The sequence below is a fragment of the Streptomyces sp. NBC_00239 genome (genome assembly GCF_036194065.1).
Lineage (GTDB): Bacteria > Actinomycetota > Actinomycetes > Streptomycetales > Streptomycetaceae > Streptomyces.
The window spans coordinates 1,715,077-1,732,797 of the sequence record NZ_CP108095.1; the positions used below are offsets into that span (position 1 = coordinate 1,715,077).

General features: G+C 70.4%; 15 protein-coding genes. 7 read left to right on the plus strand and 8 right to left on the minus strand.

The annotated features are described in order from the left end of the window. The first annotated feature begins 538 nt into the window (after window positions 1–538). From mutA to OG764_RS07505, 4 genes are all read left to right on the plus strand, one after another. A complete protein-coding gene (gene mutA / locus OG764_RS07490; protein WP_328967606.1) occupies window positions 539–2,392 on the plus strand; it encodes a methylmalonyl-CoA mutase small subunit in 1,854 nt (617 codons plus the stop codon). Further along, window positions 2,392–4,596: a methylmalonyl-CoA mutase gene (gene scpA, locus OG764_RS07495; protein WP_328967607.1), complete on the plus strand. Its 2,205-nt coding sequence runs from the start codon at window positions 2,392–2,394 to the stop codon at window positions 4,594–4,596. Before mutA ends, scpA begins: the two co-directional genes overlap by 1 nt. 19 nt (window positions 4,597–4,615) lie before the next feature. After that, window positions 4,616–5,608 carry a methylmalonyl Co-A mutase-associated GTPase MeaB gene (gene meaB, locus OG764_RS07500; protein ID WP_328967608.1) on the plus strand — a complete coding sequence of 331 codons (993 nt, stop codon included), beginning with the start codon at window positions 4,616–4,618 and terminating at the stop codon, window positions 5,606–5,608. Between the two features lie 178 nt (window positions 5,609–5,786). Next, complete coding sequence (locus OG764_RS07505; protein ID WP_328967609.1) at window positions 5,787–6,329, plus strand: DUF4240 domain-containing protein; 543 nt, start codon at window positions 5,787–5,789, stop codon at window positions 6,327–6,329. Between the two features lie 140 nt (window positions 6,330–6,469). On the opposite strand, the gene OG764_RS07510 is transcribed toward OG764_RS07505, so the two are convergent. From OG764_RS07510 to OG764_RS07530, 5 genes are all read right to left on the minus strand, one after another. Continuing rightward, window positions 6,470–7,252 (minus strand): DUF1775 domain-containing protein, encoded by a 783-nt coding sequence (locus OG764_RS07510; protein WP_328967610.1) that lies wholly within the window; start codon window positions 7,250–7,252, stop codon window positions 6,470–6,472. Between the two features lie 215 nt (window positions 7,253–7,467). Continuing rightward, complete coding sequence (locus OG764_RS07515; RefSeq protein WP_328967611.1) at window positions 7,468–7,875, minus strand: TOBE domain-containing protein; 408 nt, start codon at window positions 7,873–7,875, stop codon at window positions 7,468–7,470. A gap of 84 nt (window positions 7,876–7,959) precedes the next feature. Further along, window positions 7,960–8,526 (minus strand): DJ-1/PfpI family protein, encoded by a 567-nt coding sequence (locus tag OG764_RS07520; RefSeq protein WP_328967612.1) that lies wholly within the window; start codon window positions 8,524–8,526, stop codon window positions 7,960–7,962. Window positions 8,527–8,771: 245 nt separating this feature from the next. After that, a complete protein-coding gene (locus OG764_RS07525; protein ID WP_328967613.1) occupies window positions 8,772–9,287 on the minus strand; it encodes a universal stress protein in 516 nt (171 codons plus the stop codon). 247 nt (window positions 9,288–9,534) lie between these two features. Next, entirely contained in the window at window positions 9,535–11,385 is a 1,851-nt protein-coding gene (locus OG764_RS07530) for an ABC transporter ATP-binding protein (RefSeq protein ID WP_328967614.1), read from the minus strand. Window positions 11,386–11,795: 410 nt separating this feature from the next. Between OG764_RS07530 and OG764_RS07535 the strand changes: the two genes are divergently transcribed. Continuing rightward, complete coding sequence (locus OG764_RS07535; protein ID WP_328967615.1) at window positions 11,796–12,563, plus strand: hypothetical protein; 768 nt, start codon at window positions 11,796–11,798, stop codon at window positions 12,561–12,563. Continuing rightward, the gene (locus OG764_RS07540; protein WP_328967616.1) at window positions 12,560–13,798 is read left to right on the plus strand and encodes a hypothetical protein; all 1,239 of its coding nucleotides are present in this window, start codon (window positions 12,560–12,562) and stop codon (window positions 13,796–13,798) included. The genes OG764_RS07535 and OG764_RS07540 overlap by 4 nt, the downstream gene beginning before the upstream one ends. A gap of 305 nt (window positions 13,799–14,103) precedes the next feature. On the opposite strand, the gene OG764_RS07545 is transcribed toward OG764_RS07540, so the two are convergent. Next, window positions 14,104–14,310 carry a hypothetical protein gene (locus tag OG764_RS07545; RefSeq protein ID WP_328967617.1) on the minus strand — a complete coding sequence of 69 codons (207 nt, stop codon included), beginning with the start codon at window positions 14,308–14,310 and terminating at the stop codon, window positions 14,104–14,106. A gap of 429 nt (window positions 14,311–14,739) precedes the next feature. Here OG764_RS07545 and OG764_RS07550 point away from each other — a divergent pair, with 429 nt between their 5' ends. Further along, on the plus strand, window positions 14,740–15,681 hold the full coding sequence (locus OG764_RS07550) for a restriction endonuclease (RefSeq protein WP_328967618.1): 942 nt from the start codon (window positions 14,740–14,742) through the stop codon (window positions 15,679–15,681). 280 nt (window positions 15,682–15,961) lie between these two features. Here OG764_RS07550 and OG764_RS07555 read toward each other — a convergent pair whose 3' ends face one another. Then, the gene (locus OG764_RS07555; protein ID WP_328967619.1) at window positions 15,962–16,690 is read right to left on the minus strand and encodes an adenylate/guanylate cyclase domain-containing protein; all 729 of its coding nucleotides are present in this window, start codon (window positions 16,688–16,690) and stop codon (window positions 15,962–15,964) included. A gap of 13 nt (window positions 16,691–16,703) precedes the next feature. Further along, complete coding sequence (locus tag OG764_RS07560) at window positions 16,704–17,249, minus strand: Pycsar system effector family protein (protein WP_328967620.1); 546 nt, start codon at window positions 17,247–17,249, stop codon at window positions 16,704–16,706. Window positions 17,250–17,721 lie beyond the last annotated feature (472 nt).

Below are 17,721 nucleotides of genomic sequence, written 5' to 3' on the forward strand. Positions count from 1 at the left end.
CCGGAGCGTGTCAGCGCTCCCGGCACCGGTCAAGGCCGTCACCGGGCCCGCAACATTCTCCCCACCTGGCTGGATCAGTGCCTGCGGGGCAACGCCGGACACCTGCCCGAAGCCCTCTCCGCAAGGCCTCTGACCTGCTCGTTCCCGCCGGTCGCCACGTCTCCGACCACAAGATCGCGGCCCGCCCGGAACCGGTTCAGGCCACCGTCTCGATTTCACCGCCCCGCAACACCACTGCCACGCCCGCGGCGAAACGGACCCCCGCGCCCCCACACGAAGGGAGCTCCGGAAGGGCACACGGAAGGGAATCCGGCGGAAGCGGAAGCGGCCGCCCGACCCGTCCGGGGGAACGCGGGGAGCGCGGGGCACCCGCCGCGGCACGCCCCGGCCCGAGCGCCGGCCGACCTTACCGGCGGTACCCCCAGCCACTCGCCGCACCGGCCGCTGCGCCGTGCTCCACCGCGGAGGAAACGGAGAGGTCAAGGTCACACCGTTACGCTCTGCTGCCTCTCTAGTGCGCTGCCCTACAGTCTGAGCCATGACGGTCCTGCCTGACGACGGGCTTTCGCTGGCCGCCGAGTTCCCTGATGCGACGCATGAGCAGTGGCAGCGCCTGGTGGAAGGCGTACTGCGAAAAGCGGGCAAGGAGGTCTCCGGCGAAGCCGCCGAGAACGCCTTGTCCACGACGCTCGAGGACGGGCTCAGCACCCGGCCCCTGTACACCGCGCGGAATTCCGCGCCCGATGCCGGCTACCCCGGTTTCGCCCCGTTCGTACGGGGCGGACGAGCGGAGGGCGGCGCCACGACCGGCTGGGACGTGCGCCAGCGGCTCGCCGGCACCGACCCCGCCCGCCTCAACGAAGCGGCCCTGGCCGACCTGGAGAACGGTGTCACCTCGCTGTGGCTGACCGTGGGCCGGGGCGGCGTACCCGTGTCCGGGCTCGCCCGGGTCCTGGACGGGGTCTACCTCGACCTGGCCCCGGTGGTCCTCGACGCGGGCGCCGACACGGCCGCCGCGGCACGGGAGTTGCTGCGGCTGTACGAGGAGCGCGGGGTGGTCCGGGAGGACGCGCGTGCCGTGCTCGGCGCCGACCCGCTCGGCCATGAGGCGCGTACCGGCGAGGCCCTCGACTTCGCGGATGCGATCGCTCTCGCGCACGAGTGCGCACGCGACTGGCCCGGCATCCGCGCGCTCACCGTGGACGCGCTGCCCTACCACGAGGCGGGCGGTTCGGCCGGCGAGGAGCTGGGTCTCGCACTGGCCACCGCGGTGGCCTACCTGCGGGCGCTGACCGGCGCCGGCCTGAGCGTCGAAGAGGCCTGCGGGCAACTGGAGTTCCGCTTCGCGGCGAGCGCCGACCAGTTCCTGACCATCGCCAAGCTGCGCGCCGCGCGCCGGCTGTGGGCCCGGGTGGCCGAGGCCTGCGGGGCCCCCGACGCCGGTGCCCAGCGCCAGCACGTGGTGACCTCGCCGGTGATGATGACCCGCCGTGACCCGTGGGTGAACATGCTGCGGACCACCGTGGCCACCCTCGCCGCGGGCGTCGGCGGCGCCGACTCCGTCACCGTGCTCCCCTTCGACCACGAACTGGGCCTGCCCGACGCGTTCGCGCGCCGCATCGCCCGCAACACCTCCACCATCCTGCTGGAGGAGTCCCACCTCGCCCGGGTGATCGACCCGGCCGGCGGCTCCTGGTACGTGGAACAGCTCGCCGACGAACTCGCCCACGCCGCCTGGGAGTTCTTCCAGGAGATCGAGCGGGCGGGCGGCCTGGCCGCGGCGCTGCGCTCCGGCCTCGTCGGCGACCGGCTCGCGGCCACCTGGGCCGCGCGCGCCAAGAAGCTCGCCAAGCGGCGCGAACCGATCACCGGCGTCAGCGAGTTCCCGCACCTGGCGGAGAAGCCGGTGGAGCGCGAGCCCGCCCCCGCCCCGCCCTCCGGCGGGCTGCCGAGGGTGCGCCGGGACGAGGCGTACGAGGCGCTGCGCGCCCGTTCGGACGCGCACCTCGCGGCCACCGGCACCCGGCCGAGGATCTTCCTCGCCGCGCTGGGTCCGGCCGCCGCGCACACCGCCCGGGCCACCTTCGCCTCCAACCTCTTCCAGGCGGGCGGCGTCGAGCCGGTGCACGACCCGGTGTCGGTGGACGCCTCCACCGCGGCCGCCGCCTTCACGGCGAGCGGCGCGTCGATGGCCTGCCTGGTGTCCGGCGACGCGCAGTACGAGGAGCAGGGCGACGCGGTCGCCGGCGCCCTGCGTGCCGCGGGCGCGGACACCGTGTTCCTCGCGGGGAAGCCGGGCACGTGCGCGGACGCGGTGGACGACTACGTCTTCGCGGGCTGCGACGCCGTCGCCGTGCTGTCCTCCGTTCTCGATCGCATGGGAGTGGCGTGATGCAGCACATCCCCGACTTCTCCGGAATCGACCTCACCTCCCCCGTCGGGGCGGACGGTTCCGAGGACCAGTGGCGTGCGGCGGTGAAGGAGGCCGGCGGCGCCGGCACCGACGACCTGCTGTGGGAGACGCCCGAGGGCATCGGCGTCAAGCCGCTGTACACCGGCCGGGACCTGGAGGGCCTGGACTTCCTGGAGACGTACCCGGGTGTGGCCCCGTACCTGCGCGGCCCGTACCCGACGATGTACGTGAACCAGCCCTGGACGATCCGGCAGTACGCCGGCTTCTCCACGGCCGAGGAGTCCAACGCCTTCTACCGCCGCAACCTCGCGGCGGGCCAGAAGGGCCTGTCGGTCGCCTTCGACCTGCCGACGCACCGCGGCTACGACAGCGACCACCCGCGGGTGACCGGCGACGTCGGCATGGCGGGCGTGGCCATCGACTCGATCTATGACATGCGCCAGCTCTTCGACGGCATTCCGCTGGACAAGATGACGGTGTCGATGACGATGAACGGCGCGGTGCTGCCCGTGCTGGCGCTGTACATCGTGGCCGCGGAGGAGCAGGGCGTACCGCCCGAGAAGCTCGCGGGGACCATCCAGAACGACATCCTCAAAGAGTTCATGGTCCGCAACACCTACATCTATCCGCCGAAGCCCTCGATGCGGATCATCTCCGACATCTTCGCGTACACCTCGCAGAAGATGCCGCGCTACAACTCCATCTCGATCTCCGGGTACCACATCCAGGAAGCGGGTGCGACGGCCGACCTGGAGCTCGCGTACACCCTCGCGGACGGCGTGGAGTACCTGCGGGCCGGGATCGAAGTGGGCCTGGACGTCGATGCGTTCGCGCCCCGCCTGTCGTTCTTCTGGGCGATCGGCATGAACTTCTTCATGGAGGTCGCCAAGCTGCGCGCGGCCCGCCTGCTGTGGGCGCGGCTGGTCAAGCAGTTCGACCCGAAGAACCCCAAGTCCCTTTCGCTGCGCACCCATTCGCAGACCTCGGGCTGGTCGCTGACGGCGCAGGACGTCTTCAACAACGTCACCCGCACCTGCGTGGAGGCGATGGCCGCGACCCAGGGCCACACCCAGTCGCTGCACACCAACGCCCTCGACGAGGCGCTCGCGCTGCCCACCGACTTCTCGGCGCGCATCGCCCGCAACACCCAGCTGCTGCTCCAGCAGGAGTCGGGTACCTGCCGGGTCATCGACCCGTGGGGCGGCAGCGCGTACGTGGAGAAGCTGACGTACGACCTGGCGCGGCGTGCCTGGCAGCACATCGAGGAGGTCGAGGCGGCCGGCGGCATGGCGCAGGCCATCGACGCGGGCATCCCGAAGCTGCGCGTCGAGGAGGCCGCGGCCCGCACCCAGGCCCGGATCGACTCCGGCCGCCAGCCGGTGATCGGCGTCAACAAGTACCGGGTGGACAGCGACGAGCAGATCGACGTCCTCAAGGTCGACAACTCCTCGGTGCGCACCCAGCAGATCGCCAAGCTGAAGCGGCTGCGCGAGGAGCGCGACGAGGAGCGCTGCCAGGAGGCGCTGCGCGCGCTGACGCGCTCCGCCGAGCAGGGACCCGGCCAGGGCCTGGAGGGCAACCTCCTGGCGCTCGCCGTGGACGCGGCCCGCGCCATGGCGACCGTCGGCGAGATCTCGGACGCCCTGGAGAAGGTGTACGGCCGGCACTCCAGCCAGATCCGTACGATCTCCGGCGTGTACCGCAACGAGGCAGGAGAGTCCCCGAACGTGGAGCGCACCCGCGCGCTGGTCGACCGGTTCGAGGAGGCGGAGGGCCGCCGGCCGCGCATCCTCGTCGCGAAGATGGGCCAGGACGGCCACGACCGCGGCCAGAAGGTCATCGCGACCGCCTTCGCCGACCTGGGCTTCGACGTCGACGTCGGCCCACTGTTCCAGACCCCGGCGGAGGTGGCCCGCCAGGCCGTCGAGGCGGACGTCCACGTGGTGGGCGTCTCGTCGCTGGCGGCCGGCCACCTGACCCTCGTTCCCGCCCTGCGCGAGCAGCTGGCGGAGGAGGGCCGCGAGGACGTCATGATCGTCGTCGGCGGGGTGATCCCGCCGCAGGACGTGCCGACGCTGCTGGAGATGGGTGCGACGGCGGTGTTCCCGCCCGGCACGGTGATCCCGGACGCCGCCCACGACCTGGTGACGCGGCTGGCCGCGGACCTGGGCCACGAGCTGTAGGCGGGGGGCGGCACCGGGCATGCCACCGAGGATCGACATCGACGCCTACGTGAAGGGGGTGCTCGACGGGAAGCGGGCGCACATCGCGCGCGCCATCACCCTCGTCGAGTCCACCCGCCCCGACCACCGGGTGCTCGCGCAACGGCTGTTGACGGAGCTGCTCCCGCACTCCGGCACGGCCCGCCGGATCGGCATCAGCGGCGTCCCCGGGGTGGGCAAGTCCACCTTCATCGACGCGTTCGGCACGCTGCTGACCGGGCTCGGCCACCGGGTGGCGGTGCTCGCCGTCGACCCGTCGTCGACCCGCACCGGCGGCTCGATCCTGGGTGACAAGACCCGCATGGAGCGCCTGTCGGTGGACCCGGCGGCCTTCGTGCGGCCCTCGCCGTCCGCGGGCACGCTGGGCGGCGTCGCCAAGGCCACCCGCGAGTCGATGGTGGTCATGGAGGCCGCCGGGTACGACGTCGTCCTGGTGGAGACGGTCGGCGTCGGCCAGTCCGAGACCACGGTCGCGGGCATGGTCGACTCCTTCCTGCTGCTCACCCTGGCCCGTACGGGCGACCAGTTGCAGGGCATCAAGAAGGGCGTGCTGGAACTCGCCGACGTCCTCGCCGTTAACAAGGCGGACGGCCCGCACGAGCGGGAGGCCCGTACGGCGGCCCGCGAACTCTCGGGCGCACTGCGGCTGATGCACCCGGCGGACGCCTCGTGGACCCCTCCGGTGCTGACGTGCAGCGCCCGCGAGTCCGTCGGCCTCGACGTGGTCTGGGAGCGGCTGGAGCAGCACCGCGCGGTGCTGGACTCGACGGGGCGGCTCGCCGCCAAGCGGCGCGACCAGCAGATCGAGTGGACCTGGTCGATGGTCCGCGACGAGCTCCTGGAGCGGCTGCGCTCCGACCCGGCGGTGCGCGCGGTCGCCCCCGACCTCGAACAGCGCGTCCGGGACGGCGAACTGACGGCCACTCTGGCCGCCGAACAGATCCTGACGGCGTTCCGCGACAGCGGGAGCTGACGCGCCCGTTTGCCGTGCCGCCCGGCGTACTTCCTGCCGCCGCCTGCCTTGCTGCCTGCCGCTGCTGCCTGCCGCTGCTGCCTGCCGTGCCCGCCGCGCGGCAGGCAGCAGCGGCTCGCGGCCGGAACGGCCCGCCGGCTACCGGTCTTTGTCAGACCCGTGTGCCACGCTCTGCGCCATGAACAAGGAACAGTTCTGGAAGCTGATCGAAGAGGCGCGCGCCCAGGAGCCGGACGGCGCCGCCGGCGAGGCGATAGCCGGGCGCGCGTCGGCGCTGCTCGCCGTACTGCCGGTGGCCGAGATGAAGGCCGCCCAGCAGACCCTGTGGGACCTGCTCGCCGACTCGTACCGCAGCCCGCTGTGGGCCGCCGCGTACCTGATCAACGGCGGCTGCTCGGACGACGGCTTCGACTACTTCCGCGGCTGGCTGATCCTCCAGGGCCAGGAGGTGTTCGACCGGGTGCTCGCCGACCCGGACGCGCTCGCCGCGCTGCCGGAGGTCCGCGGCGCGGCCCGCGCCGGCGAGGAGCTGGAGTGCGAGCAGGCCCTGGCCCTGGTCTGGCACGCCCACCGGGCCCGGACCGGCACCGACCTGCCGGCCGGCACGTGCACGATCCGGTACCCCGCGCTCGATCCGGCCTGGGACTTCGACTTCGACGACACGGCGGAGCTGGCCCGGCGCCTGCCCGCCCTGTCGGCGCTGTACGCGGTCCCTGCCTGACGCGAAACGAGAACGCCGTACGGGTACGGGACGGGGGGCGGAAGTCGTCGAGCCGCGGGGCTGTCGCGGCGCGGGAACGTCGCGGCGCGGGAGCGGCCCGCCGGCGTGACGGCGCGGGGACGGCGCGGGAGCGGGACGGGTCAGCTGCCGCCCTCGCGGCGTCGGCGGCGGCCGAAGATCACCGCGGCGCCCACGACCGCCACCACGGCGGCCGCGATCCCGGCCCACGCGCCCGCGGACAGCCCCTCGTCCGACTCCGTCGCCGTACCCCGCACGCCCGGGGAAGCGGAACCGGTCGCGGCGGGCGCGGGTGCGGGCGCGACCGACGCGGACGCGGGCGCCGACGACGCCGCGGACGGCGCGCGGCCGCCGGGGCTGATCGGCCGTACGCTCTTCGCGCCCGGCAGCGCGGCCCGGAGCTTCAGGACCGGCGCCGGGTTCCCGTTGCCCGTCCCCAGCTCGATCCAGCGGTCCACCCGCCCGTCCCCGTACGTCTGGAGCGTCTTGAAGGCCAACTCCTTCGCGTCGGGCAGCTGCCGTACGGTCACCGAGAACGCGGCGCTCTCGCCGACCGGCAGGGCCGGCCCCTTCACCGTGTAACCGTCGGCCTCCTCGACGAACTGCCAGCCCTTGGGGCCCTTCCCGTAGGTGACGTCGGCGGGCCTGATGCCCTTGGGGAGCACGATCCGCAGGGCGGCGATGCCCGCGCTGTCGGACTCCGATTCGGCCTCGAAGCCGATCGTCACGTTCTCCCCCAGGGCGCGGGCCCCCTCCGCCTCGACCTCGACGTGCGCGGCCGCCGGGCCAGCGGCCAGCAGCACCACGGCTGCCGCCGCGGCCGCCGCGAGGACGCCGCGGGCGCGAGCCGGACCGCGACCACGGCCGGATATGCGTGCGGGGGTGAGGCTGCTGGTGCGGGACATGCGGACTCCGGCGGGCTCGGGCGACACACGGGCAGGGGCGGACTGGATCAGGGACACATCAGGGTGCGGATCCGGCATGGATCCGCCGGCACGATGCGACGACCCGAACATCATCGGGCATGGCGGCCGTGCACGGGACCCCACCGCCCGCCCTCGGCCCCACCTCGCCACCGGGCACCCCGGACGCCGCCCCGGAGCCCGCCCGTACCGCCCGCTCAGGAGAGGTCGACGTGCACGCTCGTGGACTTCACCCGAGCCGTCGCCTGCATGCCGACCTCCAGGCCCAGCTCCTCCACCGCCTCGCGCGTCAGCAGCGAGACCAGCCGGTGCGGGCCCGCCTGGATCTCGACCTGGGCGGCGACGTCGCCGAGCTTCACCGCCGTCACGATGCCCGCGAAGGCGTTGCGCACCGAGGTCCGCTCCGGCACGTCCTCGTCCTGACCGGCGGCCGCGCCGCCCTGGGCCAGTTCCACGGCGAACGCCGCCAGGTCACGGCCGTCGATCAGCCGGCGCCCCGAGTCCTCCCGGTGCGTCGCCACCCGCCCGGCATCCGCCCAGCGGCGGGCCGTGTCGGGGCTGACGCCGAGGAGCCTGGCGGCCTGTCCAATGGTGTAGTGCTGCATGCGCGCCACCCTAGTGCCGTGACCGGGACGGTTTCGCCGGCTCGGGCGGGGGTGGCGCGGACGGTCCGCCGCGCCGTGACCGGGTCAGCCCTGCGGCGCCTTGGACCGCAGTACGGTCAGGAACTCGCGCATCCAGGCGGAGTGGTCGGGCCAGGCACGGGCCGACACGAGGGTGCCGTCGACGACCGCCTCGGCGTCCTCGAACGTGGCGCCGGCGGCCTTCATGTCGAGCTCCAGCGCCGGGTACGCGGTGACCCGGCGGCCGCGCAGCCCGTCCACGGCGGCCGTCAGCAGGGGCCCGTGGCAGATCTGCGCGACCGGCTTGTCCGACGCCCCGAAGGCGGTCAGGATCCGGCGCACCTCGGGGTCGTTGCGCAGGTACTCCGGCGCCCGGCCGCCAGGGATGACCAGGGCCGCGTACTGCTCCGGGTCGACCTCCGCGAAGGCCAGGTCGGCCGGCCAGGTGTAGCCGGGCTTCTCGGTGTACGTGTCGAAGCCGTCCTCGAAGTCGTGCACGACGAACCGCAGTTTCTTGCGCGAGGGGGCCGCGATGTGGACCTCGTACCCTTCCTCGCGCAGCCGCTGGTACGGGTAGAGGACTTCGAGCGACTCCGCCGCGTCGCCGGTCACGATGAGGATCTTCGCTGCCATGCCTGCTCCCGATAACGTCGCCCGCCAGCCTCAGGCCCCACCCTGCCCGCCCGACCCCCCACCCCAAACCCCACTTGACCGTCAGCCCCGCCACCCGACCAGGCGCCCACCCAGCCCCGCCGTCCGCCCCGGCGCGCACCCAGCCCCGGCACCCACTCAGCCCCGCCGGCGTTTGAGGCGCGGGTCCGGGCGGATCCCGGTACCCGGCGGAGCCGGGTTGCCCGTGGGCCCCGCCCAGACCCCGCTCACCTCACGACGTCCCCCACCCCCAACGGCACGCGCCACGCATTGCGCCGCCGCACGGCCGCGAGATCGGCCTGCAAGGGACTCGGCGGCACCGCCAGAACCGGACTCGGCGCGTGCGCCATGCAGTACCGCGCCACAGACGGCCGCAGCGCCCCGAACAGCCCCCCGCGCCTGCCGGTCCCCACCACGATCAGGTCGTCCGGATCGCGCACGCAGTCGACGAGCGCCGCGCCGGGGGTACCCCGTACGGTCAGCGCGACCGGCACCAGCCCCGGCCGGTACCCGCCGAACGCCGTGTCGAGCGCCTCCCGCAGCTGGTCCGCCGCGGCCACCCGGCACCCTTCGAGGCCCGCCATCCCGCAAGGGTTCCGGCTGCCGAGCCCGCCGCCGGGCGGCTGCCACGCCAGTACCGCCCACAGCTCGGCATCCCGGGCGCGGGCCTCGACCGCCGCCCGGTGCAGGGCCGCAAGACTGCCCAGGGAACCGCCCGTACCCACCACGACTCGTGCTCGCACCGATCCGCCCTCCTGCTCGTCGTCCCGTCCGTCCCTCACATGGAACTCCCGCGATCGAACAGCAGGCGGCTCTACTGACGGTCTTCTGACGCCGGAGCCGCCAACTCTGACGCCCCCCTGACCTGTTGCACACCCGGCGCCCCTGCGGCCCCGTACGCCCCGAACCGGCCGGGTGCCGTTCCCGCCGCCCGATCGGATGGCCAAGGCGGTCCAGCCGCAACCCTCCCCCGGGCGCGAGCGATTGGCGTCACGTCAGATCCGGCTGGACCGTTCGGGGCGTGTCGTCGAGGAAGCCGCCGGACTGGTGCTGCCACAGCTTCGCGTAGGCGCCTTCCGCGGCGAGCAGTTCCCGGTGGCTGCCCTCCTCGACGATCCGTCCGCGGTCGAGGACGACCAGCCGGTCCATGGTGGCGACCGTACTCAGGCGGTGCGCCACGACGAGGGCCGTCCGGCCTTCCATGAGACGCCACAGCGCTTCCTGGACGAGGATCTCGCTCTCCGAGTCCAGGGCGCTGGTCGCCTCGTCCAGCAGCAGGATCGGCGCGTCGCGCAGGATCGCCCGGGCGAGGGCGACCCGCTGGCGCTGTCCGCCGGACAGCTTGACGCCGCGCTCGCCCACCATGGTGTCGAAGCCGTCCGCGAGCGCGTCTGCGAACTCCGTGACGTGCGCGGCCTCGGCGGCGCGGCGGATCTCGGCGTCGGTGGCGTCCGGCCGGGCGAAGGCGATGTTGTCCCGCAGGGTCCGGTGGAACATCGCCGGGTCCTGCGGCACGTACGCGATCAGGCTGCGCAGGTCGGTCTGGGACATCCGGCTGATGTCCCGGCCGCCGATCAGGATCCGGCCGGCGTCGATGTCCGTCATCCGCAGCAGCAGCCGGGTGAGCGTGGTCTTGCCGCCGCCGGAGCGGCCGACGAGTCCGACCTTGGCCCCGCTGGGCACGGCCAGGTCGAGGGACTCGAACAGCGGCTTCCCGCCGGCGTGGGCGAAGGTCACGCACTCGAAGCGGACGTCGGCGGGGCCGGCCGGCAGCGGTTCCGGCACCGGCGGGTCGAGCACGGTCGCCGGCGTCAGCAGCAGTTCGGTGAACTGCGCGGCCTCCGTCATCGAGCTCTCCAGACGGCGGTAGATCTGATTGAACTCGAACATGATCCGGGTCGCGTTGGCGTAGTAGGTGAAGGCGACGACGACCTCCTCCACGCCCTGCTCGCCGCCGCCGAGCGCGACGGCGAGCAGCAGCCCGAGTGCGTTGGTCAGCACGGACATCGGCGCGACGAGCGTGTCGATGCGCAGGTTTCCGTAGTCCCACGAGCGGAGCATGAGGCGCCTCGACTCCGCGACGCGGGACCGGTGTTCGGCGGCCTCGCGCTCCTCCGCGGCGAACGCCCGGACCGTGTCCATGTTCATGAGGCTGTCGGCGACGTGGCCCGACACCCGGGCGATCGCCGCTTCGCGCTGGGCGACGAGCTTCTGGCGGCGGCGGATGAGCGGCGCCGCGCACAGGCCCGTCAGGACGATCATCGCCAACAGGCCGACGACGAGCAGGGGTTCGTAGAGCCACAGCACCACGGATCCGAAGATCAGCGGTACGACCTTGCCCACGACGGAGAAGGTCAGGGAGTCGACGAAATCCTCGAAGCGGGAGGCGAAGCTCAGCACCCGCTTGGTGAGCGACCCGGCGAAGTTGCGGTGGAAGAACACGGCGTCCTTGGCGAACAGTTCGTCCATGCCGACCACGTACAGGTGCTCGATGCCGAGGGCGTCGATGCGGTTGAGGCAGTGCAGTCCGACGCGCCACAGCGCCTCGGAGAGCAGCAGGACGCCGGCGAAGCCGAGGAGGTACGGCAGCGTCGAGCCGATGCCGACGCCGATACCGGAGCCCGAACCCGAGCCTCCCCCCGAGCCGTCGGCGATGTGTCCGACGAGCTTGGCGACGATCAGCGGCGCGATGTAGTTGATGCCGATGTTCCCCAGTGCGGGCAGCAGCATCCCGGGCGCCGCCCAGCGCCGGTGTCGGGCCAACTCCCCACCGTAGTAACGAAGTGCCAGGAGCACCGGCCCCCTGCCCGGAGGACTCCCGGGTGATTCTGACGTTCCCATCGCACCACCCCGTGGTGTCGTGTGCCGGCTGGCCACGTGCGCCTCGCGGCACCGGTGGACCCGGTGAACCGGAATCGCAGTGTCCCGCGCCGACTCCCACACCGTCCAAGCGTTTTCCCCATCACCGCCCCCGGCACGGGGCTCCGCCCCCACATCGGACACGTAACGGTCGACCACGTGCGCCCGGCCGTAGGCGCGGCCGGTATGGAAGGTGGTGGCGCCGGGTAGGGCGGAGGCATGCCCAACATCCCCCTGGCCGGAGCGGCGCTGCGAAGTGTGCTGACGGTCGTCGACCAGACGGCGGAGTTGGCGACCGCCCTTCGGATCCGCCCGGATGACGCCGCGGACCGTACGGCGGCGACACGCTCGGCGTCGATGCACTGGCTTTCGGGCCGGCCGAGTTCGAGGCGGTGGCCGGCCATCTGAAACCGCTGGACCAGCTGATCGCGGCCGTCCCCCCAGACGCGGACGGGATGCGGTGGCGCTATCTGGACGACGTCGTCATGTTCCGCTGCGAGAGGGAAGTGCCCACCCGGTTCGATGACTTCACCACGTCCCTCGACATCAGCCGGGTGATCGGCCTGACCTGCGGCTACCTCGACGGCAGTACGGACGTCCGGGCACGGGACGAGGCCGGCAGGCCGATTCGGCAGCTCGAGCGCAGCATCAGCCGTGCCCAGCCCGCCTATCTCGCGCTGTCCGGCGCCGACGTACTCGACGTCTGCAAGCTGGAGACCATCGGCTACGGCCCGGACGAGCAGCTGATGCGCTGGCGGCAGGTCCACAGCGCGAACGGCTCCGCGCTACAGGACGACGGCTCGGTGTCCTTCGCCCGGACCGCGGGCGGCACCAGAGTGACCATCAGCGCCTATCAGCAGTTCGCCCTCCCACCGATCTGGCAGGCGATCACCCCCGTCCTGTGGTCCGCGTTCCGGCGCGCCCTGGTCGAGGACGCCTACCGCAGGTCCTTCCTCACCACCCTGAACACCATCGCGGCACACGGGCAGGGCAGTGCCGTGCCGGTCGAGGAGCCAGCCCGCGCCGCCTCCTCGCTGTGGGACGCCGTAGTCCGGGTGGCCGAGCCGCTGACCCCCGCGGCCCTGCGGCGGCCCGCCCGGCCGGAGTACACCGACAGTTCCGGCTTCCGCCACTTCAGGCCCGAAAGGCAGCCCCGTTGATCCCGTCGGCCACCCAGCCACACGAGTACCCGTACGCCTTCCACATCGCCCTCGACGGCAATGGTCTCAACGGCCTGGAAGGCCGCGCGGGCGTCTGCGTCTTCCGCTACGACCCCGCCACCGGCCGGTACGCGTACAAGATCGACTACTACGACGGCATCGCCGGCGGCCACGCCGTCAGCGTCAGCCCGGACCAGGCGCTCGGATTCCTCGGCAACACCGGCCAGCACCTGCTCTTCTACGACACCGCGACCCTCACCGAGACCGACCGCCTGTCCACCTTGCGGATCGAGCCCACCGACTCGTCCATCAAAGGCACCACCCACATCGCCTGGCTGGGAAACCGGGACGTCGTCGGCGCGGTCGGCGAGCACCTGTGGCGGTTCGACGTCGACAAGCTCGGCCGTCCGGAGCGACTGGGCCCGCACGCGCTGAAGCTGCCCCACGCCATGAAGACCACGGCCTCCGGCCGTTACCTCGTCTACGGCGGCATGGACCACCCCGGCCGCGGCGAGGCCCGCGAGGTCGGCATCTTCGACCTGCACACCGGCACGGCCCGCCGCGTCGACCTACCCGCCACCTGCTGGCACGTGGCCGTCCACCCCCGCGAGGACCGGTTCTACGCCCTGTCCTTCCGCGTCCTGCCCCAGGAAGGACACGACTGGCACGAATGGGCCATGGCCTACCTCAAGGAATACGTCTTCGAGATCGACGCCGCACACGGCCAGGTCCTGCGCCACTGGACGGCCCCCCGAGAGACCCCGGCACACATCAACTCCGACGTCTGCGTCTCCGACCGTGAACTGATCTACTGCAACGGCGGCAGCGGCACCATCGTCATGATCGACCTGGACGACTTCTCCACCCACCGGATCATCGACGAACGCCCCGACCTGCCCGAGCAGCTCCTCGCCGGCCGGCAATCCCTCCACCAGGTGACCGACGCCTTCACCCGCGGGTCGCCCACCGCGAGCAGCAGGCACTTCCTCGCGGCGTTGCGGATCTCGCGCGGGACCCTGCTCGACTCGGTCTACGCCTGCCAGCTCTCCGCCGACCAGACCCTGCTGTTCACCGCCAACCGAGGGCTCAACACCATCACGATCTACGACTACCCCACCAACACCGTCCGTCAGCGGGTGCGCATGCCCGAACTCCGCCAGTACGTCGACGGCCTCCCCCGGTGGCACGACCCACGCCTCGGCTTCCACCACAGCACACTGATCTCGCCTCCGTGAACGCGAATTCACGACCCAGCCGGTAGCTCCCCGGCCTGAGGCCCCCCGCATCCCACTGCCGGCCGGCTCGGGGCCCCGGCATGGAAAAGGCCGTTCTCCCATGGATGAGAGAACGACCTCCGACCTGCGTAAAGCATGGTCGGGACGACAGGATTTGAACCTGCGACCCCTTGACCCCCAGAAGCTGACGCCCAGTCCCCACCGTCCATCCAGTCCACACGGTCGGGGAAACGTCCAGGTCAGCGGGTTGTCTCCTGGGGTGCGGGCTGGGGTGCGTGACAAATTGGTGACACGGTCGGCATGTGTCAGGCGGTCGGCGGGGCCGGTGCGGAGGGGGCGATCGCCGGCTGCCCGTTCTGCTGGCGGATTCGCTCACGCCGGGTCTCGGCGGACTCCTGGATCTGGGTGCGCCTGGTCTCAGCTTCGATCTCCAGGCGTCTCGTCTCCGCCTCGATCTCGGCCGTACGTACGTCTGCCCGCTTCTCGATCTTCGCCTTGGCTACGGTGCTCACGGCCGCTGCCAAGGCGCCGGTGCTCGCTACCACCTCGGCCAGGTGGATGAGCGCATCGCCCTGTGCGTGCGAGTCGAGCTGAGTGACAGCGTCGACGTGCTGATGGACAGCTGGGCTGGCGGTTGGGTTGTCAGCCGCTGCTGGTTCCGGCTCGCGTGAGCATTGGGTACATCAGGCATGTCCCCAGGCTAGAGCGGGCCAGACCGTCACGACTCGGGTTTGACGTATGTCGGGCGATGCCCCACGAGGGCGCCTGATCCTCCAGGCCTTCGGCACGCAGGAAGGCGGTTTCTCTTAGATCACCGGCGGTGTCGCCATCGCCCATCCCGGACTGGGGATTGGATCTGTCTTAGGGGCAGATCATCAGCCCGCGGCGCGCTACCGTTACAGGTCGGTGACCGTGAGTGGTGGCCCACAGGAGGGGGACGGATGCACAACGGTGCTCGCAAGAAGACGATCAACCCAAGCGCGTACCTGGCTCTCATTGAGGCCCTAACGCTGATCTTCTGGAACAAGAAGCCGTTTGAGCTGTACCTCCGGGGGATGTTCCAGGACCACAGCGAGCTGTTGGCACGGCTGGACTTCGGGGCCACCAAACGCGAAGTGTCCGGACAGGTAGTCAACCTCTTGCGAGCCAACGAAGCTCGCTACCTTGACCTGACCATCGCGCTGATGCTCGACATCACCGCCATGGACACCTTCCCGAACCTGATGAACCAGGTCGATGCTGACGAGATGGTGGCCAAGGCCGCGGGGGCTGTGACGGAGTTGCGTCGCTGGACGGCCAAGCAACAAGAGGTCATCCAAGAGCGCGAGGCCCATGCCGCTGCCATCACGGAGAGCGCCAAGAAGGCGCAAGACGGACGGGCGTTCGCCCAGTCCCACGAGGAGCTGAAGCAGCGGTTCCTCGTGATGCACTCGGCCGGCGACCCACACAAGCGGGGCACCGCCTTCGAGGGCTTCATCAACGAGCTCTTTGCGCTCTACGACCTGGAGCCGCGGGCCTCCTACAACCTGGACTACGAGCAGATCGATGGCGCCTTCTCCTTCAACACGGACCACTACGTGCTCGAAGCCAAGTGGTGGAAGGAGGCCATTGGCCGCAGGGAGCTCGACGTATTCAAGGCCAACATCGAGCGCAAGGGCAAGAACACGCTCGGGCTCTACGTCAGCATGAGCGGCTACAGCAAGGATGCCCTGGCGGTCTACAGCTACAGCACGCCCTTCATCACGATGGACGGCAGCGACTTCATGGCCGTTCTCGACCAGCGCATCAGGCTGGACGACCTGCTGGACCGCAAGAAGGGCCACGCCAGCCAGACGGGACACTGTTACTTGCCGGTGTCCGAGATCTTTTCCGGTTCAGAGTGAGCGCTGAGCCGGCAACCAGCTGCTGATTACCGCCTGAGGTCACCAGGAACCCCCAGAGGTCGGGTACGACGGCAGTTGACACTTTGATCATGGAGCGGCAAGCGCCTGCCTCATGGATCTACATGCCCGCTGAGAGGTATGCCCCGGGATGACCACACGAGCCACCCGGGGCAGCGCGGCCCCAGTCGTACTGCGTCCCGCGAGGCGGGGCACCAGGGCCTATCCCGCGCACTCCAGTCCGGCACGGGCTGGCGGCAAGTTTAGTGGCGATCACTGCACACTAGGTGCAGTTCGCCTGGAACCAATCCTCCATCCCTGTATGCACCACGTCCGCGGTGTAGCAGCCTCGCGAGTGGTCCTTCTTGAAGAAGGCTTGGTTATCCTTGTTCAGGTTGTAGTGGAAGTCCTCTGAAGCGACGAGCGCCGGGATGTGCCACTGACTGTTCCCGTGATTGGCGAGCTTGGCTGCTTCATTGACTACGTCACCCATGTAGACGACGTCATTGATACCGCTTCCGCTGTAGCCCGCCTTGACCATGAGGGCGCGGCCGTAGGACATGCCAACACCGATCTTGATCGGTACCTCGTAGTTGGCCTTCTTCATGTGGTAGTTCATCAGCTTGGCCATCGAGTTCGCCATGTACCCCATGGCGAACACGGCGTCGATGTTGGGCTTCGACGGGGTGTTGACGACGGCCCAGGCAGCGTCGCCTGCGATGTTGACCTCGCGTGTCAGCACACTTCCGTTGAAGATCGCGACGAGCTCGGAGATATAGGCTCGGTAGATCCGCGCCAACCGAGGCCGCTTGTAGTGGGTAGGCAACTGGGAGGACCCACGGATGTCGACGAAGATCGCGGAGCAGTTGGCATAGAACCCGTTGGTGAAGGTCAGCTTGTCCCGGTCGGGAAGCGTGTCTACTTCCTCGTAGTTTCCCTGGGCTCCGGTTAGATACTCCTTGATGCGACTGGCACTGGCCACGTGATCGTAGAGCTTGTAGTTACTGTCCAAGGTTTCCCCCTTGCTAGTCGATCACGCGAAGACCTGCGGTTACAGACAGAAGGATGAGGGCGCACAGCAGAAGGCGTATCGCTCGGCCGCCCCACATGTACTTGTCGTGGGCAACCCGCGAGTTCGCCCAGCTCTGGCTGGCGATCTCGGTGACGAGTGCCTCCATGTCCTTGGTCAAAGCGACCAGCGACGTGGCGTAGGTGTCGCCAGCGGCATGGCCGCGGGCGATGTGGTGGAAGTACAGCAGGCTGGTTGGGTCTTCCTTCATCCTCAGGCGCGGCCAGAGAACCATGCTGGCGCAGAGTCCGGCACCCAAGACGGCGAGGGCACACACGAGGGCGCTTGCGATCAGCCAGCTGGAAGGGGTGCTGGCGTCCTTGACGAGGTTGTAGAGCACGCCGCCAGTGACGCCGGCGGCCGCCAGGGTGGCTCCGGCCTTGGCTTCGGCGTGCTTGATCCAATCGATGACCAAGCCAAGGGCCTTCCAGGCATGGTCGGGGTTCGGTGGAGGTTCGGACTCAGGTGCCGAAGGGACTTCTGTCACCGGGACATCTTCCACCGCGCCACTGACATTTGGGGTGCATACGGTCAAGGCCGTCTAGCGGGGGCGGGTCTCCTGAGCAGCGGAAAGATCCAGAGGGCCAAGCGTTGCAACGGCTCGCAGGGCCGACCCTGTGCTTCTCATCTTGCCGAGATGTGCGTTGCGCTCTGTCGTGCAAGCCTGGGAGTAACGCGTTGCAACTTCACGGGGTGCAGGCTATGTAGTTTGGCTGCTACCAATGCCGCTGGAGGATCGATGCTGAGCAGCGATCACATCAAGACAATCCAAACCACACGGGCCTGGGCTGGCCTACTCGTGGTCCTTATCGGTGATGCAGGTGTCGCCATAGGTGCGATTCTGGTTGCGCTGCACGTCGGAGCAGGTCCCGAGGCAGTTGCCATTCTCACCAGCGCGTTTACGGCGATAACTTCCATCACCACGGCATACTTCGGCATCAGGGCAGCGTCGAATACAGCCCAATCGGCCTTGG

Excerpts from the sequence above, each read along its gene's own strand:
- mutA (WP_328967606.1), top strand. The coding sequence starts at position 539 with ATGACGGTCCTGCCTGACGACGGGCTTTCGCTGGCCGCCGAGTTCCCT.
- scpA (WP_328967607.1), top strand. The coding sequence starts at position 2,392 with ATGCAGCACATCCCCGACTTCTCCGGAATCGACCTCACCTCCCCCGTC.
- meaB (WP_328967608.1), top strand. The coding sequence starts at position 4,616 with ATGCCACCGAGGATCGACATCGACGCCTACGTGAAGGGGGTGCTCGAC.
- OG764_RS07505 (WP_328967609.1), top strand. The coding sequence starts at position 5,787 with ATGAACAAGGAACAGTTCTGGAAGCTGATCGAAGAGGCGCGCGCCCAG.
- OG764_RS07510 (WP_328967610.1), bottom strand. The coding sequence starts at position 7,252 with ATGTCCCGCACCAGCAGCCTCACCCCCGCACGCATATCCGGCCGTGGT.
- OG764_RS07515 (WP_328967611.1), bottom strand. The coding sequence starts at position 7,875 with ATGCAGCACTACACCATTGGACAGGCCGCCAGGCTCCTCGGCGTCAGC.
- OG764_RS07520 (WP_328967612.1), bottom strand. The coding sequence starts at position 8,526 with ATGGCAGCGAAGATCCTCATCGTGACCGGCGACGCGGCGGAGTCGCTC.
- OG764_RS07530 (WP_328967614.1), bottom strand. The coding sequence starts at position 11,385 with ATGGGAACGTCAGAATCACCCGGGAGTCCTCCGGGCAGGGGGCCGGTG.
- OG764_RS07550 (WP_328967618.1), top strand. The coding sequence starts at position 14,740 with ATGCACAACGGTGCTCGCAAGAAGACGATCAACCCAAGCGCGTACCTG.